The following is a 25,940-nucleotide window of genomic DNA, read 5'->3' on the forward strand; positions in this document are numbered from 1 at the left end:
TTTTGTTGAACAAATGACAGCCATCAAGTGCTAAAACAGATGGAATCATAAAACTGTTGAAAATTAAAGGAGTTTGGCACAACTAGAGGTTTCGTTCTTTTTTATAAAAAAACTAAGTGGGATTTCTAATAAATGTAAAATTATGGATAGGAAAAAAGCGGATAGGAAATGATTTTTTTCTTAAATCAAGTCAATTATTTGGCACATTATTCCTTTTTTTGCTATCTAAGTCGCCTTTTTTTTCACTGTAAATATAGATTGCTAATTTTTAAAATGTTATACCGATTTTTTTATTGGTTATTTATTTGTCGTTATTAATGATAGCAAACTAGTTCTGTAGTTGTATTTTTATATTGAAATAAACGATGGTCTGTATGATCTTGCTTCATGACCTTCTGATTTAAAAGTTGAAGAAATTTGACGATCAAAAAAAATTCACTTGAAATTAGTTATTTATTTTTCATATTTATATGCAAACATCAGCAAACCTTCATAATACTATTATTTTTTATTTTAAAAGTGAAAAAAATAGAAAAAAACGGAAAAAATTGGTGTTTATTCAATAAAAAACACTCTATTCTAATTATATATTTGAATTTATTTTAAATTAGGAGGGAAAAATGAAAAAGAAAAAAAATTATCAGGTATTGGTGATGGGGTTAGTTGTTGGTCAGGTTCTTACTAACGGGACAACATTTGCTTACGCAGCGACACTTGAAAGAAATCTTTTGGATGAGAGCAAGTTTTCAGATGAGCGTATGGATGCATTGAATGATCAGTATCAACCAGTTACTTATGTTTACCATAAAATAACGATAAATGAAGCGCCTAAAATTCCTAGTCAACTTCAAAATAAAGAGCTTGTTGAAACTCAAAATATAAATAAAAATGAAGTAAAACAGATCGTTTATCAAGTTCATCAGCAAATAAAACAGCAAATAAAACAACAAATAAAACCAACTACACAGCAACAAATAAAACAACGAAGTTTGTCAAAAACGAACGAAAAGAACCTTTCTAGCCTCTGATTCGAAATGTTTGGAATAGGATTCAATGCTCTTGAAAACTATCAGGTCTTTTGGAAAAAGAGCAAAACTGAATAATTAACATACTTCTAGTGTATTGAATTCATCTACTGGAAGTAATTAGGGAAAGGAATGGCGAAATGGATATCGTTCAGTTGCTAGATGAAAACTCAAAAATGAAAATTAAACTTCTGGAACTTATTCAGACAAAACTTGGTGAAAGAGTAGAAATCTCTTTTTTAGCGCAGAAAACAGGTATATCTAAATTTAAATTAAGTAAATTAATTCATGAGTTGAAAATGGAGCTAGAACAGAAATTATGCTTAAATGATTTTTTTGTCGTAAAGCGGGGCGTTGTTCAAGTATATTCTTTTATTTGTGATGAGAACATTCTTAAATTACGTCAGCACTATTTAAATAGTTCGCTAACTTATCAGCTGCTTATTTTCCTGCTGTTTTCAAACCGACCGATTAATAAATTTACGACCGATCATTACATTTCAAATTCTTCTTTATATCTTTATAAAAAACGAATCAATAAATTGTTAGAAAAAGATCATCTCATTATTAAGAAAAATAAGATAGTAGGGAATGAATGGAAGATTCGCTCGGTAGGATATGGCATTCTCCATAATTTGAATGGGATTGATTCCCCTTTTACTGAGCAACAAAAAAATCAAAGTGACCGGCTTGTATTTTGGATCGAACAATTTTTTAGGATTAGAATCCGTAATAGTTTACGTTATAAATTATCTTTATTTCTATCAATCAGTGCGCTTCGGATTCAGAGAAAAGCGTATTTGGATGAAGCACATCTGACGATCAAAGTTGATCAGACCTCAATATTGGTTCAAAAACTTGCAGGAAAATTGAAGACAGAGTACCAAATATCAGATACAGTAGCAGTAAAAGAAGCTTCAGTCTTGTATGCCTATTTATATGTTAATCGGATCATTGATAAGAAGTCTTGTCTAGATTTTTCTGAACTAGATCCGACACTGTCAATTTTTAACAATAATTATTCAAGTATGCTAAAAGGTATTGCTGATTCAACTTTTGTTGATCAACGTCTGTTTAAAGTGTTATTGAAAAATGTGCAACCGCTACATGAACGGTTGTTATTTATGCCCGATATCCATCATCGTTTTGGAAATATCCATAATTTTCAATTTTTAAGAGAAGAATATCCTTTATTTGATCAGAAAGTCAATGAAACCATTATGGAAACAGCTCGTTCTATTTTACTTAATGAAGAAGAAAAAGCAGATTTATACATGTACTATATGATGGAATTGATTGAAAATTTTCCCTTAGAAGCAGTTGAAGAAGCTGTTTATATTACGTTGGATTTTTCTTATGGAAAAGCGTATGAAGAGTTTATTGCAGAACATCTCCAATATTCCTTAGCTGGAAAAATAGTCATTGAAAAAGTTATTTCTTCGAAAATGGATATCTATATTTCTGACTTTCATTTAGGAAACCTTCAATGTACCCATATCTTATGGCAACGATTGCCCAACAATCATAATTGGCAAGAACTAATTAAACAAATTAAACAATGCATCAGCGAAAAAAATGTCGTAAATCAAAAGGAAACGTCCAATGTTTCCTCTACCAGCTAGTCTTTTTTCTTTACCTGCCTATAATGTGACAGAGATTCATTCAATAGCTTTATCGGAATGTTATTGTTATGTTTAGAAGTAATGTATTTGCTAACTAGAAAAATAAAAAAACACCTGAAATCAAACGCTCATTTCAGGTGTTTTTTTATAGAGAAAACCTTGGCACGAAGGGAGAAAATCTCGAAATAGAAATAGTTATTCTCACGACTTATTCTTTTTCACGAGAAACGATGGTTTGTTCTGTTTCACGTATGATATAAACGGGGCGTTGTTTGGTTTCAAGGAAAATTTTACCAATGTATTTGCCAATGATCCCTAGGCATAGTAATTGGATGCCGCCGATAAATAAAAAGATCGATACCATTGAAGGCCAGCCGGCTGTCGGGTCACCAAATAATAAGGCTCGTGCAATGATAAATAAAATAGCAATTCCCGAACCAATACAAGAAAGAGCGCCAGTGAAAGAGGCGATCGTTAGTGGTGCATCTGAAAAATTGACGATTCCATCAATCGAATAATTGAATAATTTCCAAAAGGACCAAGAGGTTTCACCAGCCACTCGTTCACGGTTTTCAAAAGAAAGATACTCTGTTTTGAAACCGACCCAACTAAATAATCCTTTTGAAAAACGATTGTACTCGGTTAACTCTAAAACAGCATCAACCATCTGTCGAGTCATCAAACGGAAATCTCTTGCACCATCTACCATTTCTGTGTCACTGATTTTATTGATCAACTGATAGAACCGTTTAGCGAAGAAACTCCGAATCACTGGTTCTCCTTCTCTTGTTGAGCGTCTCGTTCCTACGCAATCAATGTCAGTTGTCGTGATTTTTTCAATCATGAGTGGTAGTAATTCTGGAGGATCTTGTAAATCAACGTCCATTACTGTGATTAGCTCCCCAGTCGAAGCTTGTAAACCCGCATAGAGGGCAGCTTCTTTTCCGAAATTTCGAGAAAAAGAAACGAATCTCACATATTTATATTTTCTCGCTAATGCTTTAATGGCTTGTAGCGTACCATCTGAGGAGCCATCATCAATAAACAAGTATTCAAACTCGTGTCCGTCTTTGAATTTTTCTACTTCATCGAAAAAAAGCGGTACAGTCTTTTCTTCGTTATAGCAAGGGACAACAATTGATATTTTCATATGATAAATCCTTTCAAGCAAATATTATTTGTTCGAACAGAATAGTAAATAAACTGTATTTTCTGTTACTTAAGTAATCATCATTTTTAGTTTATCATTAAGCTGACACTTAATAAAACTTTAAATTGCATTTTTAGCTAAAATAATACAAGATAAATAAAATAGTAGAACGGTAGAGGAGGGCAAGTCTAGTTCATTCAGGATTAGACGATGAAAATGAAAATAAATACGCCAATTGGAGAACTATGGTTAGATGCAGATCAGAATGGGTTGACGAAGGTTTCGTTTCATCCGATTGAAGAAATGGCGGTAAATGGTGCACAGGATCAAGGAAAGAAACAAGAAATCCTACTTGAAACAGAACGTCAATTGGCTGAGTACTTTGAGGGAAACCGGCAGGACTTTCAACTTCCGTTATCAATAAACACAGGCACGATTTTTCAACAAAAGGTTTGGCAAGCATTACAAGAGATTCCTTATGGAGAAATACGCACATATAAAAAAATAGCAGAAACCATTGATCATCCCAAAGCGGTCCGAGCAATCGGACAAGCGAATCGCATGAATCCATTACCAATCGTGATTCCATGTCATCGAGTGATTGGACAAAACGGTCAATTAACCGGTTATATGGGAAATGCGGAAGCTGGCTTATTGATCAAACGTCAACTACTTGTATTAGAAAAAGCACTATCTGAATAAAAAAGAACTGGAATTATTTGACCTAAAAACCACCCCTTCGCCCTGAAATAGAAGTGACTATTTTGGGACGAAGAGGTGGTTTTAAGTCTGGGGATTTTATGAAGCCAACAAAGGCAGACCGCTTATACCAGTGGAATCCGGTAGTTATAGTGTTGTTAACCAAATGAATAGCAGCGCAGCAACAGTTTGCAGTAAACCAACTGCTAGACCATAAGATAAGAATCGAGGTCCTTCTTTCATGAATTTAGCGAAATCTAAACGTAAACCAATTGCGGCTAAAGCAGTGATTTCAAACCAATTACTAATAAAGTGAGCCCCTTTGTCGATAAAAGTTGGGAGCGTAAATAGGCTGTTGAGCAAGCAGAAAACTAAAAAGCCTAAAACATACCATGGTAATGGGAATCTTCTTTTCTTGGGACTGTCAGACGAAATCGTTTCAGCAGAAGCTGTCTTTTTTTGGATAAATTTTTCAAATAAATAGACAACAGCAACTAACATCATGATCCTTAAAATTTTAAAGAGCATGGCAAATTGAACAACTGAAGCATCAAGCAAACTGGCGCCAGCGACTACTTGTCCAACAGATTGAAGTGTTCCACCTAAAAGGGCACTTTTTTCAATTAAGTGATCTCCGTATAAGTGTAAGCCAAGAAAAGGTAAAGAAAGCATCATGATCGTTCCTAATAAATTAACTAATGTAATGATCTGTCCTTTTTCTTCCTCTTCAGCATGGATCACTGGAGCGATCGCTGCAATAGCCGAAGAACCGCAAACAGCATTTCCTCCTGCCATCATCAAGGAAGCTGTATCACTAAACAACAATTTTTTGCCGATCCAATAGGCACCGACGATCGTCACACTCATTTGCAACAAGACGAAGGCAATCCCTTTAATGCCGATTTGAGCAATCGTTTGAGCCGTAACCGTTGCTCCCAATAAGAAAACGGAGCATTCCAATAATTTGCTTTCAGCGAATTTCGTTCCAATGGCTAAAGAAGGTTGTTTGAAAAAAGTATTACCTAACAAGATCCCTAATAAAATGGCGATCGTGGCAGCACCAAGCTGTGGGAGCAACAATGCGAGAAGTTTGCTCATGACTGCTACTGAAAAAGCAAGAAGTAATCCAGGCAAGATTCTTCGTGAGCCTTGATTTTTAAATTGATTAATGGTTACTTGTAGATTCATGTTCTAAAAATTCCTTTCATTATCTGTGCGCATGTTTCAGAGTTGAAAAACGGGTACTCGTATTTAGAGGACGACGACTCTGAACTCAAGAATATCCTTGATAATAGTAGCACTATTCGTTTTGATTGACAAAGTTTAAAAACGCAAAAAATCTTCTGCCTTTTTCTAAATTTGAAAAAGACAGAAGAATAACATCTTAATTAAATTTCTTTAGGGACATATTTATTTGTGTTTCCATGTTCTTTGAACAAGAAGCGGATATAATGACCTAATACATAAAGCACCATTCCAGTAGCGATTACTAATTCAGCCAGTTTCAAGACCGTTAAAAAGCCAGTAGCGATCCCTAATGAATGAAAGTAATTTACAGCACAAAACATAGCAGTTGCAGAAATAACTAGTGGAAAGGTAAAAGCAGCGTAGCTTGGATAAAAATGTAGTTTAAGTAATCGTGGTAAAAGAGATAGCACGATAAAATATAAAGTTTGCGAAAGGATAAATAAGGCAACGACTAAATAAAAGGAAGGTTGCGCAAAGTTTTTCAAATAGCCAGTTAAACAAAGCGATCCCGGAGCTGCAACGATTGTGATCAATGGTAGTGTAGGATGTGCCATGTTTTTCACGAAAAACACCCGATGGATGATGATTGGCAATAAGAAAACGTAACAAGCTAGAGATAACCAAAAGAATAGTTGGCCAATGAATGGGAAAAAGTTTCCAGCAGTTACTGTAATTACCCCGAAACCAACATAAATAATGAACCAACTTGGATAAATGACTTCCAGTGATAAGTCTGCTTTGATTACATGATGGTAAGTAAAGTAAACAACTAAAATCACTTGTAGCAGGACAGCGCCAAGCCAGATGATCCGAACGATTGGTAAAAGGTGCGTAAATGGTACAAAGTAAGTACAAATAACCATTAATGACATCGTAAAAGTCGGTGAAACCGAGGCAATGATTGGATCATGTAATGTTTGTCTCGTATGTTCAAATAATAGGAACAATTTGCTAAACATTAGGATCATGAGAATCATACTAATCCCACCAATGATATTCCCTAGATGAATCCAATGATATTCTTTAAACAGATTACCTAGCGAAGCTAAACCTAGAATGAGCCCACAAATCGGGACAGGAATAAGTTTTAAAAAATTCTTCATTAATTGAATTCTCCTTTTCATAAGATGAGTGTGTTGTCTAAAGCTCAGAACAAAATGATCAGTCAGGTGGAAAGGTTGATAGTAGGTTGCATAAATAATTATGAATGACTATTTATTGGGAAATAAACAAATCGGTAGCCCTGACTGATCATTAAGAATACAAGTAACGATCTTTTTATGTCTGAGCGAGATTGAAACATTCGTTGCTTTTCAATCTCATATATTGTGCGTTACATTTACTATTATAGTCATTTCGTGGTATATTTAAATCAAATAGTTGATATAGTTACTATAATAAAAAATTATGGAAGTGATCGCATGCTGAAATTGTTAACAACTTTTCGTGTCGTATACGAAACAAGAAATTTTTCTCGAACAGCCGAATTACTTTTCTTATCTCAACCTGCTGTCTCCAATCAAATCAAACAGCTGGAAAGAGAATTAGGAGTGATTCTCTTTGAGCGAAATGGTCGGAAAGAAATGAAGCCGACAAAACAAGCAGATCTACTCTACGAACGAGCGTTAGTTTTATTAGAGGAGTGGCAAGAAACACAACAACAATTACTAGATGAACAAAATGAAGAAGAAGTTTGCCGAATCGTTGCTTCTCACACTTTTGCCGTCTATCTGTTACCAAAATTGTTGAAAGATTTGCTTTTGAAATATCCTAAAATTAATTTTGTGATTGCCTATGCCAATTCTCATGATGCGTTGGAACAAGTAGCAAAACACGAGGCTGACTTTGGTTTTATCGAAAAACCTTTAGAAACTTCTGGTGTTCAAAGATTTTCATTGATGGAGGATGAACTAGTGATCGCGGGGGATCCTGACAGTCAGTTATGGTTAGTTCGAGAAACAACTTCTGGAGTTTTTCATTATACGCAACGGTATTTTGAAGAAAAAAATATCCATGGGAAAAAGTTGTTAGTAAAAAGCAACGAAGTCATTGTCGCTCTTTTAAAGGAAGGAGTAGGACGTTCGATTTTATCAAAACGTGCGGTGCCACCAGAAGTACCAACCGAGAAATTAGCGTATCATCGAAATTTTTATTTGATCCAGCGAACAAATTTAGTTTCAGAGAATTTACAAGCGATTGGTAAAGAGATCTTGAGATATAATGAACGCTATCAAAAATGATTCGTCAGAACGTTATCTGTTATCTCGATGATGGGTCTGACTGAAGAGCAGCAAGGCAGATGATTAGATAAGAATAATTTTAAGTTTTCCCAAATGTATTTGCTTTGGCTTTCAATTATGCCGCTAGACCGCTATAATATAGAACAGTATGGTTTTTAAGAAAAGGGATGAAACATGGAAAAAAAAATAAAAGCTTCTAATAATAATCGTGATAATCGCATTGATTATGGCGTCATATTACCAGTCTTCTTATTATGTTTGATTGGATTGCTTTCTTTATATGTCGCGCTGAGTCATGATCCTAACCACCCTTCGGTAGTAAGAGGTGTTGGGATGCAAGCGATTTGGTATATCGTGGGCTCAATTGCTATTGTCGTGATTATGCATTTGAATTCCAAATGGATCTGGAAATTAACACCTTATCTCTATGGTTTTGGTCTAATTGTAATGGGACTCTTGTTAAAGTTTTATGACCGCAACCTCGCCCAGTCGACCGGTTCCAAAAACTGGTTTAGTTTTGGTTCCTTGACGTTTCAGCCAGCAGAGTTAATGAAAATTGCTTATATTTTAATGATGGCGTTGATCGTGACAAAACATAATACTCAGATGAAGGAACGAACGCTCAAATCAGATTTTTGGTTGATCGCCAAGATGTTGATTGTGACGCTCCCGGTTTTAGCCTTGATTATGGCACAAGATGATTTTGGGACCATGCTGGTATTCTTAGCAATTTTTGGTGGAGTTTTCTTAATGTCTGGTATCTCTTGGCGCATTATCGTGCCCGTAATTGCTTTGGCAGTGATTGTCGGTGCTGGGACGATCTTTTTAGTTACCACAGAAGGCGGAAGAGATTTATTATATAAAATCGGGTTTAAATCTTACCAGTTTGCTCGTATCGATTCTTGGCTTGATCCATTCCATGACACGACTGGGATGAGCTATCAGCCAGCACAAGGGTTGCTTGCAATAGGAACTGGTGGATTATTAGGTAAAGGATTTAATGTAAGTAATATCTATGTACCTGTTCGTGAATCAGATATGATTTTCACCGTGATTGGTGAGAATTTTGGATTTATCGGTGGCGCATTCGTCATCTTCTTGTATTTTATTTTGATTTATCGTATGATTCGTGTCTGCTTTGATACGAACAATGAATTTTATGCTTATATCGCCAGCGGCTTGATCATGATGCTCTTGTTCCATGTATTTGAAAATATTGGTGCTAATATTGGACTCTTACCATTAACAGGGATTCCCCTGCCATTCATTAGTCAAGGTGGATCATCGATCCTTGGAAATATGATCGGTATCGGTTTGATATTATCCATGAGGTATCAAAATGAGGCGCCTGCGAAAACTTCTAGGAGGTAACACTGTTGTATCGTTTTTATTGGTATCCGAAATGTTCCACTTGCAAAAAAGCGAAAGCTTGGTTGGATGCGCATCATGTTGATTATCAAGTAATTGATATGATTGCTAGTCCACCATCGGAAGAAATGATCACAGACTGGTTGGAACATAATGAGATTCCATTACGTCGTCTGTTCAATACGAGTGGCATGAAGTATCGGGAAATGGGGCTAAAAGACCAAGTGGCTGATTTTTCGATCAATGAAGCTAGTCGCATTCTTTCAAGTGATGGGATGTTAATCAAACGTCCCCTGATCGTCAAAGGCAAACAACTCGTCGCAATCGGTTTTAATGAAAAAATATACGAAGGAGTATTGATATAAAATGGCTGGGAAACACTTGAAGAAAAAAGATAACCTTTGGATCTTATTTAATGGGAAAGAATATTGTGTCGGTTTAACTAATGAAGCACAAAAAGAATTAGGTGATATCACATTTGCCAATTTGCCAAAAGCTGGTCAGTCTTATCAAATTGGGGAGCCTTTGATCGAAGTGGAAGCTGAAAAAGCGGTCAGTGAATTTGCTAGCCCGTTAAGCGGTACGGTTTCTTCCGTGAATGAAAAAATCAATGAAGATATCAATGTCTTAAATGATCAAGATGAAATGAATGCTTGGCTTTTAAGCTTTAAAGAAGTCGATCCAACAGAATTTGAGAAATTATAAGAGTTAGCAATTTTCAGAAAATTTTAAAGAAGTAACCGGTAAAATGTTGACACGTTATTTTCCAACTGCTATAATCAGAACAATCATAAATAAAGCTTTGAAAAGAAGAGTACATGTCACAGACGTTCAAAGAGAGCCCTGATTGCTGAAAAAGGGTAACGGAAATGAGATGGAAGATGGTCTTAGAGCAGAGTAGGTGAGCCTTGCAAACTTACTACGGGGGTGCCCGTTACAGCACAACGGTATACGGGCAGGATTATGATGAAAGAACGATGACCCAAGTACTGGTAAAGGTTGTTATTGTGAGATAGCAGCAAATCAAGGTGGTAACACGGAAGTTTCAGCTTTCGTCCTTTTGCTAAAGCAAGGGGGCGGAAGCTTTTTTGTTTCCTACTTGATCTCCATGTAAAAAATAAAAGAAAGATGTGAGCAATATGTCATTGATCCAATTAACCAATGTTGAGAAAACATTTGGTGGCAGAAATGGAACGATCCAAGCGGTAAATGATGTTTCATTAACTGTTGAAAAGGGTGATATTTACGGCATCGTTGGCTATTCTGGAGCAGGTAAAAGTACACTTGTCCGTTTATTGAACGGATTAGAGCTACCTACTAGCGGAACGGTTGTTGTGAATGACCAAGAGATTACCAAACTAAAAAATAAAGAACTGAGAACATTTCGTAAAAAAATCGGTATGATTTTCCAACATTTCAATTTGTTATGGTCACGGACAGTTTTAGAAAATATCCAACTACCATTAGAATTAGCAGGCGTACCTAAAGCCCAACGCAAAGAACGGGCGGAAGAATTGCTTGGATTAGTCGGATTAGAGGGTAGAGGAAATGCCTATCCTTCTCAACTTTCAGGAGGACAAAAACAAAGAGTTGGAATAGCTCGAGCGTTAGCAAACGATCCCGAGATCTTACTTTGTGACGAAGCAACCAGTGCGCTAGATCCACAAACCACTGAAGAAGTATTGGATCTTTTATTAGCTATCAATAAGAAATTACATTTAACGATCGTATTGATCACGCACGAAATGAACGTGATTCGTAAAATCTGTAACAAGGTAGCTGTGATGGAACGAGGAAAAGTTGTGGAAGAAGGCGATGTTTTGACAGTCTTCAAAAATCCAAAACAAGAAGTAACAAAACGTTTCGTGCAACAAGATATCGAACCAGAAGCAGACTCAAAAGAATTATTGGCTGAATTGATCAAAGAAAATCCAAAAGGTCGATTAGTGACATTAGTGTTCAACGAAAAAAATGCTAACGAGCCAGTCATCTCTCAAGCCATTCGTCAGTATAACGTCGACATCAATGTCGTTTACGGTAAAATCAAACAAACAGCAGAAGGTTCTTTTGGTTCCTTAACGACACTGATGACTGGGTCAGAGAACGAATTGGATCAAGCAGAGCGGTTTATTAAAGAACAAGGTGTTGGAGTGGAGGTGATCCACCGTGGATAAAAGCTTTGCAGAAACGTATTTAGATTTTAGTCAAATCAACATGGAAACGATGAAACAAGCATTCATCGATACGCTGTATATGACGTTGGTGTCCATGGTATTAGTGACCATCATTGGTTTGGTACTAGGTTTGATCCTGTATTCGATTGGACGAAAAAATAAACCTTATGCACGAATCATTTATGGCATTGTTTCGATTATTAGTAATATCTTTCGATCTACGCCATTTATGATCTTGATGGTCTTGATCATTCCTTTCACGAAAGCAATCGTCGGAACCATGCTAGGGGCGCAAGCTGCTATTCCTGCCTTGGTACTTTCAGCTGCCCCATTTTATGCTCGTCTAGTTGAAATTGCTTTTCGTGAAGTTAGTCCTGGAGTTTTAGAAGCGGCGGATGCGATGGGTGCCAGCTACTGGGAAATCATTTGGAAAGTCTTGATACCAGAAAGCGTGCCTGCACTGATCTCCGGATTGACAGTTACTACCATTTCGATGATCGGCTTTACTGCGATGGCGGGTGCGATCGGAGCTGGTGGTTTGGGAGGTCTTGCTTGGCAAGAAGGTTACCAACGTGGTAATCTGACCGTGACATTTGTGGCAACGTTAGTGATACTAGTCATTGTATTTATTGTTCAAGGAATCGGGGACTTTTTAACAAAGAAAACAGATAAAAGATAAGAAGAAATAGGAGGATAAAGGATATGAAAAAGAAAATTTTTGGATTTGCAGCAGCGGTCTTGCTGACTGTAGGGTTAGCAGCTTGTGGCAATAATAGCGATAGTAAAGGTGCTTCATCAAAAAGTGACGATACAACTTTAAAAGTAGGCGCATCACCAACACCTCATGCAGAAATCTTGGAACACGTCCAACCGCTATTGAAAGACGAAGGCATTAATTTAGAGATCGTGAAATTCGATGACTACATTTTACCAAATCAATCTTTAGCAGAAGGCGATATCGATGCCAATTATTTTCAACATATTCCTTATCTAAATAAAGAAATCAAAGAAAAAGGCTATGATTTTGTCAATGCGGGTGCTGTCCATATTGAACCAATGGGCTTGTACTCAAAGAAAATCAAAGACATTGCTGATTTAAAAGACGGCGCAACAGTGATTACTTCAAATTCAGAATCTGACTGGGGACGAATCATCACTATTTTACAAAATGCTGGCTTAGTTAAGGTAAAAGATGGCGTAGATCTAGAAACAGCTACGTTTGATGACATCGCTGAAAACCCTAAAAACTTAAAATTCAATCATTCGATTGATCCTTCTTTATTAGCTTCTACTTATCAAAATGATGAAGGTGACTTAGTAGCGATCAATGCAAACTTTGCTTATGGTGCTGGTTTGAATCCATTGAAAGATTCTGTCTTATTAGAAGAAGACAACTCACCATATGTGAATATCATTGCCACACGTAAAGGTGATGAAAATAGCGAAAAAATCGAAAAATTACTTGAAGTCTTACACCGTGAAGACGTTCAAAAATGGATCGAAGACAAATGGGGCGGTTCAGTCAAACCTGTCGCAGCTGATGCCAAATAAGCACTTCAAAAAATAGAGTTGAACAAAATCAAATGTTCATCTAAAAAATAATCAAGTCATCAAAAACATCAAAGTTAGTTGATTTTACTAGCTTTGATGTTTTTTTGTAGAGTGAATAGTGAATAAATTAGCTATGTAACCAATAGAGAACTCTCTTTATTATGGCATTTTTCAAGAAGCATTTATTAAGAACAGATAAGCGGTAATCAAGAGATGCGTACTGACATCATTCTGCAAGCCAACGTTTACCTATCGTTTTACATAAAACAAATCAACATAACCAGTGATCTATGAATGCTAAAAACAGAAGTTTCTTTATAAATATTATTATCTAGTAATATTGATTTAATGATAACTCGTGAAAAAAGTTTTGATTTTAGTGGGTTATAACATTGCGCTCTATTCTCAATTAGTCTAAAATAAGTGAGAACGAAACAGAATCTGGAGGGAATTTGCATGTCTGTCTTAGAAATAAAAAATTTACACGTCTCAATTGAAGAGAAAGAAATTCTTAAAGGCGTAAACTTAACGATGAAAACAGGCGAGATCCATGCCATTATGGGACCAAATGGAACAGGGAAATCGACGCTGTCAGCCGCTATTATGGGGAATCCAAACTATGAAGTCACTGAAGGCGAGATCCTATTTGACGGAAAAAATATCTTAGATTTAGAGGTCGATGAGCGGGCACGTCTAGGATTATTTTTAGCGATGCAATACCCAAGCGAAATTCCTGGGATCACGAATGCAGAATTTATGCGTGCAGCGATCAATGCCAAACGTGATGAAGACGATAAAATGTCTGTTTTGACTTTCTTGAAAAAATTAGATGAAAAAATGGCGCTGTTAAATATGCCAGAAGAAATGGCCGAACGTTACTTGAATGAAGGCTTTTCTGGTGGCGAAAAGAAACGAAATGAAATCTTACAATTATTGATGTTAGAACCAACTTTTGCCATTTTAGATGAAATTGATTCTGGATTAGATATCGATGCATTGAAAGTCGTAGCAAAAGGGGTCAATGAAATGCGTAGCGAAAACTTTGGCGCATTGATCATCACCCACTACCAACGATTATTGAATTATATCACTCCGGATGTCGTCCACATCATGATGGAAGGACGTGTCGTGATGACTGGGAATGCAGATCTAGCAAAACGACTTGAAGCAGAAGGGTATGCTGGTATCAGCAAAGAACTAGGAATCGACTATAAAGAAGAAGAAGCGTAAGGAGGAGCGGAAAATGAAAGAAACGAACTGGCTCGACCAACTTGACGCAGTTACCAATTTTTCTTTAAGCAAAGGGGAACCTGAATGGATGACCCAATTACGTCAAGCAGCGTTAGAAAAAGCCAATCAATTACCACTTCCTCAGATCGATCGTGTAAAATTCCATCGCTGGCCATTATTCGATATCCATGAGTTCACAGACCACTTTAGTGAAACAGGAAATGTAGCTGGGTTTGACGTAATGAAAGATAACCCTGTGTTGGTGCAAGAAGGAACAAATACGATCTTTGAACAATTACCAGTGGAACTCATGGAAAAAGGCGTGATCTTTACAGATATCTTCACAGCGCTCCAAGAGCATCCAGATTTAATCAAACCATACTATATGGAAAAAGCAGTGAAAATGGATGAAGATCAATTGACCGCTTTACATGCTGCTTTCATGAACAGCGGAGTGTTTTTATATGTTCCTAAAAATGTCGTGATCAATGAGCCAATTGAGAGCTTATTCATCCAAGATGGCAAGTTAGCACAGCATTTCTTTAAACATGTCTTGATCGTCGCAGAGGAACATAGTGAGTTTTCTTACTTGGAACGATTCCAATCGACCAAAGAGAAAATCCAAAAAGCTTCTGGTAATATCATTGTCGAAGTGATCGCTAAAGCTGGAGCAAAAATCAAATATTCAGCTGTCGATCAATTAGGAGAAAATATCACTTCTTATATCAATCGTCGAGGTCATATTTTACGTGATGCTTCTGTAGATTGGGCAATCGGCGTGATGAATGATGGACATGTAATTGCTGATTTTGATTCTGATTTAGTTGGCGAAGGCGCCCATGCAGAAGTGAAAATCGTTGCCATTAGCTCAGGAAAACAAATCCAAGGAATTGATACGCGTGTCACGAACAAAGCGCCTCATACGATCGGACATATCTTACAACATGGTGTGATCCGAGAAAAAGGGACGTTGACTTTCAACGGGATCGGACATATTTTAAAAGGCGCAAAAGGAGCCGATGCCCAACAAGAAAGTCGAGTATTGATGCTTTCAGATAAAGCAAGAGGAGATGCCAATCCGATCTTACTCATTGATGAAAATGAAGTCACTGCAGGACACGCTGCCAGTGTTGGTCGGGTCGATCCTGAAGAAATGTATTATTTGATGAGCCGTGGTCTTCATAAAGAAGAAGCAGAACGATTGGTTATTCGAGGCTTCCTTGGCTCTGTGTTAACAGCAATTCCAGTAGAAGCAGTCCGAAAAGAGTTAGTGGAGGTTATTGAAGGGAAGTTGAATGTATGATTCTGAAAGAAACCATTCGCGAAGATTTTCCAATATTATTTCAAGAAGTCAATGATGAACCGCTCGTTTATTTAGACAATGCAGCCACTACGCAAAAGCCAATAGCAGTAATTGAAGCAATAAAAAAATACTACGAACAAGATAATGCCAATGTGCATCGAGGAGTCCACACCTTAGCCGAACGAGCAACATTTGCCTATGAAGGCGCTCGGGAAAAGGTCAGAAAGTTTATCCATGCAGCTGAAACTGCTGAAGTCCTATTTACTCGTGGCACTACTACGAGTTTGAATTGGGTCGCTCGCAGTTTTGGTGAACAGTTTCTGCAAGCAGGGGATGAAATCTTAATTTCTTACATGGAACACCATTCCAATGTCATTCCTTGGCAACAATTAGCCAAAAAGACAGGAGCAACATTAAAATATATTGACTTGACTACCGACGGATTTTTAGACATGGCACAAGCAAAACAATTGATCACTAACAAAACAAAAATCGTATCGATTGCTCATGTTTCAAATGTCTTAGGTGTGATCAATCCCGTCAAAGAACTAGGAAAACTTGTCCATGAGCAAGGTGGGGTACTAGTCGTAGATGGCGCACAATCCGCTCCTCATATGCCAATCAACGTCCAAGAATTAGACTGTGATTTCTTTGCGTTTAGCGGACACAAAATGTGTGGACCGACTGGGATCGGAGTCTTATATGGCAAACGAAAATGGTTAGAACAAATGGAACCAGTCGAATTTGGTGGCGAAATGATCGACTTTGTCGACTTGTACGATAGTACTTGGAAAGAACTTCCATGGAAATTCGAAGCCGGCACACCTAATATCGCTGGAGCCATCGCACTAGGTCAAGCAATTGATTATCTCGAAAATGTTGGGTTGGACAATATCCATGATCATGAAAAAGAATTAATTGCCTATGTCTTACCTAAACTACAACAAATCGATGGGTTGACCATTTATGGTCCACAAGATCCCGCTACTCGTACAGGGGTCATCGCCTTTAATCTAGATGGCTTGCATCCTCATGATGTAGCCACTGCTTTAGATATGGAAGGTGTCGCTGTTCGTGCAGGTCATCATTGTGCCCAACCTTTATTGAACTATTTAGAAGTCTCAGCGACCGCACGAGCAAGCTTTTATTTTTATAATACGAAACAAGATGCAGATCGTTTAGTCGAAGCAATTCTTGCAACGAAGGAGTTTTTCCAACATGGCACTCTCTAAACTAGATAATCTCTATCGCCAGGTCATACTTGATCATTCTTCGCATCCTCATCATCGAGGCACGTTGACTGAATCAACCAGTCGAATCGAATTGAATAATCCGACCTGTGGCGATGTCATCGAATTACAAGTCGAAGTCAAAGAAGGAATCATCAAGAATATCGCATTCAACGGTAACGGTTGTTCCATCAGTACAGCCAGTGCATCCATGATGACCGATGCTGTCATGGGAAAATCTGTTGAAGAAGCACAACAATTGATCACTGATTTCTCGCAATTAGTCCAAGGAAAAGATGTCAAAGCCATCGACCAATTAGGCGATGCAGCAATGCTCAGTGGCGTAGCCAAATTTCCCGCAAGAATCAAATGTGCCACATTAGGCTGGAAAGCCTTAGAAAAAGCAATGGAAGAAAACGGCACTGCAACCTTCCATCACGTGCATCAGGAAGAGGAGTGAGAACATGGGTGTACCAGAATTAGAAGAATATAAATTTGGTTTTCACGATGATGTGGAACCAGTTTTCAGTACAGGAGAAGGCTTAACTGAAGAAGTCGTTCGAGAAATGTCTCGAATCAAAGGTGAACCTGAATGGATGTTAGATTTTCGTTTGAAATCCTTAGAAACATTCAATAAAATGCCCATGCAAAAATGGGGACCAGACCTGTCAGACATCGACTTCAATGCCATAAAATATTACCAAAAACCAAGTGATAAACCTGCCCGAGATTGGGAAGATGTACCTGATAAAATCAAAGAAACCTTTGAAAAAATCGGGATTCCTGAAGCAGAACGTGCATACCTCGCAGGTGCTTCTGCTCAATATGAATCAGAAGTCGTTTACCACAACATGAAAGACGAATTTGAAAAATTAGGGATCGTCTTCACCGATACTGATTCTGCATTGAAAGAATATCCTGAGTTATTCAAAGAATACTTTTCCAAATTAGTCCCACCCACTGACAACAAACTTGCTGCTTTAAATTCAGCTGTTTGGTCAGGAGGAACATTTATTTATGTACCTAAAGGGGTAAAAGTCGACGTTCCATTACAAACATACTTTAGGATCAATGCCGAAAATACCGGACAATTTGAACGAACATTGATCATCGTTGACGAAGGAGCCAGCATCCATTATGTCGAAGGCTGTACAGCACCAACGTATTCAAGTAACAGTCTTCATGCAGCAATCGTTGAAATCTTCACCCGAAAAGACGCCTATTGTCGCTATACCACGATTCAAAACTGGTCAGACAATGTCTATAACTTAGTAACCAAAAGAGCCAAAGCTTACGAAGGTGCCACAGTCGAATGGATCGACGGCAACCTAGGAGCTAAAACAACGATGAAATATCCAAGTGTTTACCTAGACGGCAAAGGTGCGCGTGGCACGATGCTTTCCATTGCATTTGCTGGCGCAAACCAAATCCAAGATACTGGGGCAAAAATGATCCATAACGCACCAAACACGTCAAGCTCCATCGTCTCCAAATCAATCTCAAAAGACGGTGGAGAAGTTAATTATCGAGGACAAGTAACCTTTGCTAAAAACAGCGCCGGTTCCATCTCTCACATTGAATGCGACACGATCATCATGGACGAATACTCAAAATCCGATACGATCCCATTCAACGAGATCCACAACAGCCAAGTCTCTTTGGAACACGAAGCCAAAGTCTCAAAAATCTCAGAAGAACAACTCTATTATCTTATGAGCCGAGGCCTAACCGAATCCGAAGCCACCGAAATGATCGTCATGGGCTTCGTCGAACCATTCACCAAAGAACTCCCAATGGAATACGCAGTCGAACTCAACCGTTTGATTAGTTATGAGATGGAAGGTTCCGTGGGTTAAATGAATACCATAAGCTAGAAATACCTTTTTAGGGTGTTTCTAGCTTTTTTGTTTGTTCAGTCATCTTTGCAAAGAAGATAGATTTAAAAGGTAAATGCTATAGAAAAAATGAAATATTTTATCAATTATTTGCAAGATAAAATAGAAAATTGAATGAAATAAGCTGAAAAAAGAGGAAAATAATTGAGGGGAATATGCTAACATGAACGAAAAGTATCCATATAACTTAATATTTCTGAATTCTACGAGAAAGTCACTTAATACGAACTAGTATCAACTTACGTTAATCATTTATATAAACGTAAGTTGATAGCTTATACAGTTATTTAATAGTAAAGATTTAATTCAATAGCTTTAATACCGAATTAGTTAATTAAGATAAGCAACAGCTCTAATATAAATTTATAATGATGTTTCGTTCCTTAACTAGATAAAAGAATGGAGAGTATTTCTCATGGAAAAAAATGTAGATCTCGATAAATTAGTAGCTGATTCATATAGTTTAAGTAGCTGTCTTTCAGCGTTAAGCCAGATGTCCTATGAACGATTGATAGTAAATTCAATCAGTTTAGAAGATATTAATGAAATAAATGCAATTATTATTAGTATAAAATGTCTAGCAGAACAACATGCACAAGAGATGGAAGCATTTGAACTTGAAAAAATGAAATATAGTTCAAGTTCCATAGAATAGGTTATCAGAAAAGTTGAGTGGCTCTGAATTCCAGTTAAATCTTTTATTTCCAATAATCTAGAATAAGCATATAGTCTGAAATTGAGGTGGTATGATCTAAATGTTTTCCATATCTATGAATGGACAAGACAAAACGAATCAAATAATTGATTGGAAGCTCTGGGAAAAAGACAATAAACTAATGGTAACTGTTTATTTCCCGTCAGGTAAATCGTTTTGGAAGCCATTAGATTTATGTAAAATTACACCACAAAAAGAGATACATGCAGGTCTTTTATCTAAAGAAGAAAATGTTTATCAACAAATAGATAAAGCCACTGAATACGGGAATAAGTATATTGTTGTAAACTATCCAAATGACCAAAAAAAGTATGTCATGAAGTCAGAAAAAGTAAGTATTATTTCGAGTTCTGATTTGAAAAATGAGGATATATTTTCTTATTTTACTGAAATTGTAAAAGAGCGTGTTCGTAATGCTAGTCCAGAAAATAAAACTATGACCAAAAATATAGAAAGGCAATTGGAAAAAATCACTCCTTACAAAGGAACAGCGTTGCATTCGTATTGCTATGGTAAAAATGAGGCTAGAAATTCTTTGAAACATTTGATTTTTCCCTTGGGATTGAATGAGAGTCAATTAAAAGCTGTTGAAAATGCTTTTTCCTCTCAAATTAGTATTATTGAAGGTCCTCCTGGTACAGGGAAGACACAAACTATTTTAAATATCATTGCAAATATTTTAATAAATAAAAAATCTGTTGCAATTGTTTCAAATAACAATCCAGCAGTTGAAAATGTGTATGAGAAGATGGCTAAAAAAGAACTAGACTACCTTATTGCGAAATTAGGGTGTTCAACTAATAGGACAGAATTCTTTGCAGGGGTAAAAGAAGTTCCTCGTTATAATTCAAATTCTGCAGCTACTCCTATAAAGGAAATTGATGATATTTTAGCGAAGGTGAAAGCAAGTCTGGCTACACAAAATAAAGTAGCGCAATTGACCGCAGAAATCAGCGAGCTGCTTGTTGAGAAAAAGTACTTAGAAGAATGGCATGAAGAAAATACACTTGTAGAGTTAATGGATGTCGAAAGATACAAATTAAGTCCAGAGAAAACTTCTGATTTACTTGCATATATGAATTATCTTTCTCAAATAAAATTTTCTTTTAAAGAGAGATTCCGCTTATTGCTAGGGTTTAGAATATTTAGAACTAAGTTTTTAAATACTTATACTGAACGAATAAATTTTATTTATTCTCTACAATTTCATTATTATGAAAAAACGTTACAACAAAAAGAGCAGCAATTACAAAAATATAAGAACGATTTGAATAGGGATAATTTCGAAAAATTATTAGAAGAGTTAACGAATAAATCAATGCAATTTCTCAAGCAACAATTATCAAAATCAATTCCATCTAATTCAAATTTTACCGCAGATAGCTATAAAAAGGAGTTCAGTAATTTTATTAAACGTTTTCCAGTGATTGGCAGTAGTGCACATTCGATTATTAATTCTATAGCAGAGGGAGCGATATTAGACTATATCATTATCGACGAAGCATCACAGCAAGATATCGTTCCGGGGATTTTGAGTCTGGGCTGTGCAAAGAATATTATTGTGGTGGGTGATCGCAAACAACTTCCTCACATACCTGAAAAGACAGAAATCAAGGCGCCTTCTAATGATTACGAATGTACAAAATATAGTTTACTGGATTCTTTTATCAATGTATTTAAAGAGAAAGTGCCGATTACTTTGCTGAAAGAGCACTATAGATGCCATCCTAAAATTATCCAATTTTGCAATCAGCAATTTTACAATAATCAATTAATCCCTATGACTATCGATGAAGGAGAAGCATCCATTGAACTAATTATCACATCTAAAGGAAACCATACAAGAAAACGAGCTAATTTGCGGGAAATTGAGTCTTTAGTGGAAGTTGGCTGGTCAGATGAGAAAGACATCGGATTTATTGCTCCTTATAACAATCAAGTGAATTTAGCTGGGAAGTATCTACCAGAAGAGTTTGCTAGAGCAACTATTCATAAATTTCAAGGAAGAGAATGTAAAGAAATTATTTTTTCAACAGTTTTGGATAAGAAAAAAAGCAGTCAAGCATCGATTGATTTTGTTGATAATCCGCATTTGGTGAATGTAGCTGTTTCTAGAGCCATCAATAAATTCACTTTAGTAACTGGTAATCAAGTGTTTACAAAGAATAATAAAAGTTTGGCAGCTTTAGTTAGATATATTAAGTACTATGCCTCTGATCAATACATCTATGATAGTCCAGTAATTTCTGCATTCGATTTATTATATAAGGAATATGATCGTTCTCTGGAAAAATTAAATACTCAATTAAATTTAAAGGACTCATATTTCAAATCTGAGCGGATTATGGCTGCCTTGTTGAGGGATATTTTAAGGACAGATGAATTTGCTTCTTTGACGTTTCATATGCAGATCAATTTAATCCAACTTGTCTCCATTAAAAATAATTCATTTACTGATAGAGAGATAGAATTCATGAAGCAAAAATCGAGCTGTGATTTTGTCATTTATTATAAGATCGGCAAGATTCCGATTGGAGTGATTGAAGTGGATGGAAGTAGTCATGATGATAAGGTGCAGCAAGAACGTGACAGGCTTAAAAATATTATTTTAGAAAAAGCTGAAATTCCTTTGCTTAGGTTGAAGACAACTGAAGGAAACATTGAGAGAAAAACAAAAAAGTTTTTAAACGAGTGTATGAATAAGAGTGGTGCCTAATTTGAAATGAGTAGTTGCTCAGTTTATGGGAAAATTATTTATAAAGAAAATGTAATCGTTAGCAATATAAGACGAATCCGATTAGAGAAAGAAATTGGTCAATTCGAGGTTTTACGGTGTATCAAATAAAGAAGACTTGTCAGCATTACTGCAGTTGGAATTAAAAATCTTAAAAAATATAGAAAAGGAAAGAAATATGGAATATTACAAGAATACATTGGGTTATATAAGAAAGAAATTTGATGTTCCTCGGGGAAGGAAATATTTGTATTAAAAAATAGGAATTAATATTTATAAATAAAGTGATGTAAGGAAATGAAAAAATGAAGCTTATACTATCTAAATGTAGAACAAATAATTTTTCTGAGGTTTCTAGGATACTTAATGAAAATGGTTATATACAAATAGGAGAAAGTAGAACTGAGCCAAAAAATAATTTAGAATTGTTTTTTTTCTTTGAGAGTCATGAAAAGAAACAGATAGAATGGCTTTCTGAATTATTACGTTTCTTTAATGTTGGTAAAGCAGACTATAAAGAGCATAATATTATAGATGATACTTTATATCAATATAATGCAGTTATTATACTAAAAACTCCGAATAACTTATATGCACATTCGTTAAGTCAAGGATTTAGAGTTCTTGAAAAGTTTATTGACGAAGAATTTGGCTTGAAGTTTGCTGAAAAGACCATCAAAAATGAGCATATTACTTTAAAAAATGTGAGTTATATTCAAAAAAATAAAATGAAAGGTATCACTAATTATAAGAAAGATCAAGGAGAATTTCCTAAAGCAAGTGAAAGCTATGCTTATATAAGTGGAAAACCAGATTTTAGTTTTTATGGAAATTCTATTGACTGTGGAACTGGTGTATCTTTTCCGAAAAATTTTGATATAAATAGTAAAGAAGGATTTGATCAATTATCTGAATTATTAAAAAATGTAGATAAAGCTTTAACTTTAAAAGAAAATAAATCGATTTTACCTAGAAAGAAAAGGATTGCGAAAAGTTCTCAATTATCAGGATCATTGGATGAAGAAGTTATAGAAAGAATAGTAAATGATGTCAATGAAATTGGTATAGCTTTGGACGTGAGTAAAATACACTTAGTAAATAATTCGATTAATATATATTCGGAGAATAACCATTTAGAGATATATGTTAGTAAGCATTTGAAAGAAACGAAAGAAGAGATAGAACCTTACGACAGTTCTATACTGGAATACATTCGTAAATACAATGAAAAAATAACTTCTTTAACAGATCTGAAAATTAGAGTGACTAATCATGAACATCATGTAATTGAAAATCGTCTATTAAAAGAATGGATTTATTGTGAATTAGAATATAATAATATGTTATATACTTTGGATTCAGGATTTTGGGGATACTTTAACGATAAATTTTCAGAGTTATTAAAAAAACAATTAGAAGAGATAAATAGAGTTATTGAGTATAATGAAGAGTTTAATATATACTATTCTTCTGGTGAAGGAAGGCTAAAAGGAGAAGGTGGGTATATTGAAAAACTAAGTGAGAATAAAAATTATATAAAGTTACATCAAAGAAACATTAATTACAACGGAGTTCCAATAGAAATAGCAGATGTATACAAAAAGGATACCAAGGAGTTAATAGCAATCAAAAGAGGAATGGATACATCAAATAGTATGTATAGCTTTGAGCAATCTATATTATCACTTCAATTATTAAGAAATATTACTGAGTTTAATGTAGAAGAAGAGTTATTAAAATATAATGATAGAAAAGCATCTACAGATGAAGATAAAGGTAAATTTCCTCATATTCAGAAAAAAATATTGAGAAAATTTTAAATTCTAGGATTTCCTCAGTGTTGTGGTTACAAAGTACAAAAAAATATGTAAAGATGACAGAAGAAAAGAAATTTAACTTCAATCAAATAGGTTCAATTCTATTAAAATTAAAGATTGTTGATTGGTATAGTTCAATATTAGAAAATAATTTCACACCAAAAATTTATATGGGGAAAGACCTTCAAGTTAATAAAAAAGATCAATTTTAGTAGACTTTTACATTAAGTATTGTTCCTAATAACATATCTAAAATGACCAGATTTTGATCATTTTAATTTGATAACCATTAACTCGTTAAACTACTATATGGACTCTTAATTACTTGATTTGATGGTTAATGAGACTGATTGAGAAGGTATTTTAATGTGGAATAATCTGCAAAAATTAAAATTTTTTAGCTAGAAATATCTAATGGCAGGTTTTACTGGCTTTTTTTTACTCTTTATTTAAAAACTATGAATGATACAAAATCAAATCTGGATCAAAAGGACCATCATTCTAGCTCAGTTTTTATTTGAATTTTGTTAAATTTTTATCTATTAATTTTAGCATTTTTTTGTTGAAATCATTCATAGAACATATCGTTCTCTCAGTTGTTTATGTTATGATGATTTAATCATACTAGAGAACGATATGTTTTTTAATAGCAAAAATGAAAATGGGACTGAAGAATCAAAATTGATTCTTCAGTCCCATAAATTATAGAGCCGTCAATTTTTGGCTAAGTCTCTTTTGGTTTATTTGCTTATAAATTAATATTTAATAACATTTACAAGTTTTAATGGAGTTCTTTCATCCCAATCAAGGATTGCTTGGTTTTTAATAGTTAAATAATTTCCACCGATATTTTCAATGCTAGGTAAATAATATATGTATTCATTCATTTCACTTTTGGCTTTCATTGAAACTAAAAAGCCTCTTGGATCATTGTTTCTGCTCCAGCTCTCTACAGCTGGACGAGCAAGTTCAAAGTAATCTGCATATCCGCCAGTTTTCCATTTGCTTAATGCAACCTGAACAGTTCCATCAGAGAGATTGACCATATTTACAATTTTAGTTCCTTTTGTATCAGAGTAGACTACTTTTTTCAGTGGTGTGATTTCAGTTGAGCTGTTTCGTTGATAAAGGCTACCATCTTTATAAGAGTAAGAAGCACTTGTTGGCGTATAATAGGTTCTAAGCATTCCGTTATGGACAATCGCCAAGATAAATCCACTACGAGAAAGTCTGCTCCAAGAGTCTGATTGACCAGGTGTGATATTGAAGTAGTCGGTGTTACCCTTTCCTGTAGAATTTGCACTAACTGAAACCTGAATACTTGAAAAGTCCGTACAATCGTTTGTTACAGTGACGTCAGCATGTGCTGCTTTGGTCGGTATTAAAAAGATGGCTAAAGCGACCATTCCTATTAATAAACTGACCAGTGATGATTTTTTTTTCATGATATTCCTCCTGTTAATATAATATAGTCGTAAACGTTTTCGCTTACAATTTAAGTCTAAAGGATGCAGACTATCGAGGAAAGGCAACTCAAATCAGTAAGCCAGATATTTTTAAATTGGTACTGGACAATGAAATAGGATCGTCTAACAACACGGAGTATGAGAACATACGAGGTTGCTCAGGATCAGGTGTGTATGTTGAAAGTAAAGATGAAGAGAAGTGTTCTTTGATCGGGATTATTACGAAACTTCAGTCAGAAGGGCGACAAGGGATTGTTGAAGGGATTCATATCGCACATATTGCCGCTTTCTTTTTAGAAGAGTTTGACATCATGCTGTTACCTCGTTGCTTGAATGATTTTAGTGAATATTTGGCATCTATCATAATTAGGTTATTCTATCGTAACGGATACGTCTTCGTCTGTCTGTCCATTATGTCTCCATGATCATCAAGAATTTCAACATATCATCCAAAAAATTGAAGCTAGTACGACA

General features: G+C 35.5%; 24 protein-coding genes and 1 other annotated feature. Of the genes, 20 read left to right on the forward strand and 4 right to left on the reverse strand.

All coding sequences use genetic code 11. The features are described from left to right. The first annotated feature begins 620 nt into the window (after positions 1-620). Positions 621-1,028: a hypothetical protein gene (locus IGK91_RS02395; protein WP_081122970.1), complete on the forward strand. Its 408-nt coding sequence runs from the start codon at positions 621-623 to the stop codon at positions 1,026-1,028. 137 nt (positions 1,029-1,165) lie between these two features. Then, positions 1,166-2,647 carry a helix-turn-helix domain-containing protein gene (locus IGK91_RS02400; protein ID WP_430605321.1) on the forward strand — a complete coding sequence of 494 codons (1,482 nt, stop codon included), beginning with the start codon at positions 1,166-1,168 and terminating at the stop codon, positions 2,645-2,647. Positions 2,648-2,855: 208 nt separating this feature from the next. On the opposite strand, the gene IGK91_RS02405 is transcribed toward IGK91_RS02400, so the two are convergent. After that, on the reverse strand, positions 2,856-3,797 hold the full coding sequence (locus IGK91_RS02405; RefSeq protein ID WP_010738395.1) for a glycosyltransferase family 2 protein: 942 nt from the start codon (positions 3,795-3,797) through the stop codon (positions 2,856-2,858). Between the two features lie 216 nt (positions 3,798-4,013). Between IGK91_RS02405 and IGK91_RS02410 the strand changes: the two genes are divergently transcribed. Then, positions 4,014-4,499, forward strand: coding sequence for a methylated-DNA--[protein]-cysteine S-methyltransferase (locus IGK91_RS02410; RefSeq protein WP_025480548.1), 486 nt, complete (start codon positions 4,014-4,016; stop codon positions 4,497-4,499). Between the two features lie 144 nt (positions 4,500-4,643). On the opposite strand, the gene IGK91_RS02415 is transcribed toward IGK91_RS02410, so the two are convergent. Together IGK91_RS02415 and IGK91_RS02420 are read right to left on the reverse strand one after the other, a co-directional pair. After that, on the reverse strand, positions 4,644-5,684 hold the full coding sequence (locus tag IGK91_RS02415; protein ID WP_034866233.1) for a YeiH family protein: 1,041 nt from the start codon (positions 5,682-5,684) through the stop codon (positions 4,644-4,646). Between the two features lie 200 nt (positions 5,685-5,884). Continuing rightward, a complete protein-coding gene (locus tag IGK91_RS02420) occupies positions 5,885-6,847 on the reverse strand; it encodes a TDT family transporter (RefSeq protein WP_010738392.1) in 963 nt (320 codons plus the stop codon). 318 nt (positions 6,848-7,165) lie between these two features. Between IGK91_RS02420 and IGK91_RS02425 the strand changes: the two genes are divergently transcribed. The 16 genes from IGK91_RS02425 to IGK91_RS02500 all read left to right on the forward strand — a co-directional run bounded on the left by IGK91_RS02425 (position 7,166) and on the right by IGK91_RS02500 (position 24,212). Next, the gene (locus IGK91_RS02425; protein WP_010738391.1) at positions 7,166-7,984 is read left to right on the forward strand and encodes a LysR family transcriptional regulator; all 819 of its coding nucleotides are present in this window, start codon (positions 7,166-7,168) and stop codon (positions 7,982-7,984) included. A 174-nt stretch (positions 7,985-8,158) separates the two neighbouring features. Beyond that, on the forward strand, positions 8,159-9,355 hold the full coding sequence (locus tag IGK91_RS02430) for an FtsW/RodA/SpoVE family cell cycle protein (RefSeq protein WP_010719984.1): 1,197 nt from the start codon (positions 8,159-8,161) through the stop codon (positions 9,353-9,355). Positions 9,356-9,360: 5 nt separating this feature from the next. After that, positions 9,361-9,717: an arsenate reductase family protein gene (locus IGK91_RS02435; protein ID WP_010719983.1), complete on the forward strand. Its 357-nt coding sequence runs from the start codon at positions 9,361-9,363 to the stop codon at positions 9,715-9,717. A gap of 1 nt (position 9,718) precedes the next feature. Then, positions 9,719-10,057, forward strand: a complete 339-nt coding sequence (locus tag IGK91_RS02440; protein ID WP_010738390.1) for a glycine cleavage system protein H — start codon at positions 9,719-9,721, stop codon at positions 10,055-10,057. Positions 10,058-10,145: 88 nt separating this feature from the next. After that, positions 10,146-10,415: a binding site (T-box leader), on the forward strand. Positions 10,416-10,491: 76 nt separating this feature from the next. Next, positions 10,492-11,526 carry a methionine ABC transporter ATP-binding protein gene (locus IGK91_RS02445; protein ID WP_010738389.1) on the forward strand — a complete coding sequence of 345 codons (1,035 nt, stop codon included), beginning with the start codon at positions 10,492-10,494 and terminating at the stop codon, positions 11,524-11,526. Beyond that, positions 11,519-12,205: a methionine ABC transporter permease gene (locus IGK91_RS02450; RefSeq protein ID WP_010719980.1), complete on the forward strand. Its 687-nt coding sequence runs from the start codon at positions 11,519-11,521 to the stop codon at positions 12,203-12,205. Before IGK91_RS02445 ends, IGK91_RS02450 begins: the two co-directional genes overlap by 8 nt. Before the next feature lie 23 nt (positions 12,206-12,228). After that, a complete protein-coding gene (locus IGK91_RS02455; protein WP_081122975.1) occupies positions 12,229-13,077 on the forward strand; it encodes a MetQ/NlpA family ABC transporter substrate-binding protein in 849 nt (282 codons plus the stop codon). Between the two features lie 456 nt (positions 13,078-13,533). After that, entirely contained in the window at positions 13,534-14,307 is a 774-nt protein-coding gene (gene sufC, locus IGK91_RS02460; RefSeq protein WP_010738387.1) for a Fe-S cluster assembly ATPase SufC, read from the forward strand. A 13-nt stretch (positions 14,308-14,320) separates the two neighbouring features. After that, complete coding sequence (gene sufD, locus IGK91_RS02465; protein ID WP_010738386.1) at positions 14,321-15,610, forward strand: Fe-S cluster assembly protein SufD; 1,290 nt, start codon at positions 14,321-14,323, stop codon at positions 15,608-15,610. Next, positions 15,607-16,842: a cysteine desulfurase gene (locus tag IGK91_RS02470; protein ID WP_010738385.1), complete on the forward strand. Its 1,236-nt coding sequence runs from the start codon at positions 15,607-15,609 to the stop codon at positions 16,840-16,842. Before sufD ends, IGK91_RS02470 begins: the two co-directional genes overlap by 4 nt. Then, a complete protein-coding gene (gene sufU / locus IGK91_RS02475; RefSeq protein ID WP_010738384.1) occupies positions 16,829-17,299 on the forward strand; it encodes a Fe-S cluster assembly sulfur transfer protein SufU in 471 nt (156 codons plus the stop codon). Before IGK91_RS02470 ends, sufU begins: the two co-directional genes overlap by 14 nt. A gap of 4 nt (positions 17,300-17,303) precedes the next feature. Continuing rightward, complete coding sequence (sufB, locus tag IGK91_RS02480) at positions 17,304-18,695, forward strand: Fe-S cluster assembly protein SufB (protein WP_010738383.1); 1,392 nt, start codon at positions 17,304-17,306, stop codon at positions 18,693-18,695. Between the two features lie 454 nt (positions 18,696-19,149). Then, positions 19,150-19,389, forward strand: a complete 240-nt coding sequence (locus IGK91_RS02485; protein ID WP_010738376.1) for a hypothetical protein — start codon at positions 19,150-19,152, stop codon at positions 19,387-19,389. A gap of 100 nt (positions 19,390-19,489) precedes the next feature. Then, positions 19,490-22,165: an AAA domain-containing protein gene (locus tag IGK91_RS02490; RefSeq protein WP_081122976.1), complete on the forward strand. Its 2,676-nt coding sequence runs from the start codon at positions 19,490-19,492 to the stop codon at positions 22,163-22,165. A gap of 323 nt (positions 22,166-22,488) precedes the next feature. After that, the gene (locus IGK91_RS02495; protein ID WP_223603238.1) at positions 22,489-24,003 is read left to right on the forward strand and encodes a DUF6119 family protein; all 1,515 of its coding nucleotides are present in this window, start codon (positions 22,489-22,491) and stop codon (positions 24,001-24,003) included. 17 nt (positions 24,004-24,020) lie between these two features. Beyond that, a complete protein-coding gene (locus tag IGK91_RS02500) occupies positions 24,021-24,212 on the forward strand; it encodes a hypothetical protein (protein WP_258924955.1) in 192 nt (63 codons plus the stop codon). Between the two features lie 543 nt (positions 24,213-24,755). Here IGK91_RS02500 and IGK91_RS02505 read toward each other — a convergent pair. Further along, the gene (locus IGK91_RS02505) at positions 24,756-25,445 is read right to left on the reverse strand and encodes a hypothetical protein (protein ID WP_010719971.1); all 690 of its coding nucleotides are present in this window, start codon (positions 25,443-25,445) and stop codon (positions 24,756-24,758) included. Between the two features lie 227 nt (positions 25,446-25,672). On the opposite strand from IGK91_RS02505, the gene IGK91_RS02510 reads away from it, so the two are divergent. Then, positions 25,673-25,891: a hypothetical protein gene (locus tag IGK91_RS02510; protein WP_220378659.1), complete on the forward strand. Its 219-nt coding sequence runs from the start codon at positions 25,673-25,675 to the stop codon at positions 25,889-25,891. The last annotated feature ends 49 nt before the right edge of the window (positions 25,892-25,940 follow it).

The sequence above is a fragment of the Enterococcus sp. DIV1208 genome, assembly GCF_050530455.1.
Lineage (GTDB): Bacteria > Bacillota > Bacilli > Lactobacillales > Enterococcaceae > Enterococcus_B > Enterococcus_B hirae.

Excerpts from the sequence above, each read along its gene's own strand:
- IGK91_RS02445 (WP_010738389.1), top strand. The coding sequence starts at position 10,492 with ATGTCATTGATCCAATTAACCAATGTTGAGAAAACATTTGGTGGCAGA.
- sufB (WP_010738383.1), top strand. The coding sequence starts at position 17,304 with ATGGGTGTACCAGAATTAGAAGAATATAAATTTGGTTTTCACGATGAT.
- IGK91_RS02405 (WP_010738395.1), bottom strand. The coding sequence starts at position 3,797 with ATGAAAATATCAATTGTTGTCCCTTGCTATAACGAAGAAAAGACTGTA.
- sufD (WP_010738386.1), top strand. The coding sequence starts at position 14,321 with ATGAAAGAAACGAACTGGCTCGACCAACTTGACGCAGTTACCAATTTT.
- IGK91_RS02395 (WP_081122970.1), top strand. The coding sequence starts at position 621 with ATGAAAAAGAAAAAAAATTATCAGGTATTGGTGATGGGGTTAGTTGTT.
- IGK91_RS02410 (WP_025480548.1), top strand. The coding sequence starts at position 4,014 with ATGAAAATAAATACGCCAATTGGAGAACTATGGTTAGATGCAGATCAG.
- IGK91_RS02425 (WP_010738391.1), top strand. The coding sequence starts at position 7,166 with ATGCTGAAATTGTTAACAACTTTTCGTGTCGTATACGAAACAAGAAAT.
- sufC (WP_010738387.1), top strand. The coding sequence starts at position 13,534 with ATGTCTGTCTTAGAAATAAAAAATTTACACGTCTCAATTGAAGAGAAA.
- IGK91_RS02485 (WP_010738376.1), top strand. The coding sequence starts at position 19,150 with ATGGAAAAAAATGTAGATCTCGATAAATTAGTAGCTGATTCATATAGT.
- IGK91_RS02470 (WP_010738385.1), top strand. The coding sequence starts at position 15,607 with ATGATTCTGAAAGAAACCATTCGCGAAGATTTTCCAATATTATTTCAA.
- IGK91_RS02455 (WP_081122975.1), top strand. The coding sequence starts at position 12,229 with ATGAAAAAGAAAATTTTTGGATTTGCAGCAGCGGTCTTGCTGACTGTA.
- IGK91_RS02490 (WP_081122976.1), top strand. The coding sequence starts at position 19,490 with ATGTTTTCCATATCTATGAATGGACAAGACAAAACGAATCAAATAATT.
- IGK91_RS02495 (WP_223603238.1), top strand. The coding sequence starts at position 22,489 with ATGAAGCTTATACTATCTAAATGTAGAACAAATAATTTTTCTGAGGTT.
- IGK91_RS02505 (WP_010719971.1), bottom strand. The coding sequence starts at position 25,445 with ATGAAAAAAAAATCATCACTGGTCAGTTTATTAATAGGAATGGTCGCT.
- IGK91_RS02440 (WP_010738390.1), top strand. The coding sequence starts at position 9,719 with ATGGCTGGGAAACACTTGAAGAAAAAAGATAACCTTTGGATCTTATTT.
- IGK91_RS02420 (WP_010738392.1), bottom strand. The coding sequence starts at position 6,847 with ATGAAGAATTTTTTAAAACTTATTCCTGTCCCGATTTGTGGGCTCATT.
- IGK91_RS02430 (WP_010719984.1), top strand. The coding sequence starts at position 8,159 with ATGGAAAAAAAAATAAAAGCTTCTAATAATAATCGTGATAATCGCATT.
- IGK91_RS02415 (WP_034866233.1), bottom strand. The coding sequence starts at position 5,684 with ATGAATCTACAAGTAACCATTAATCAATTTAAAAATCAAGGCTCACGA.
- sufU (WP_010738384.1), top strand. The coding sequence starts at position 16,829 with ATGGCACTCTCTAAACTAGATAATCTCTATCGCCAGGTCATACTTGAT.
- IGK91_RS02400 (WP_430605321.1), top strand. The coding sequence starts at position 1,166 with ATGGATATCGTTCAGTTGCTAGATGAAAACTCAAAAATGAAAATTAAA.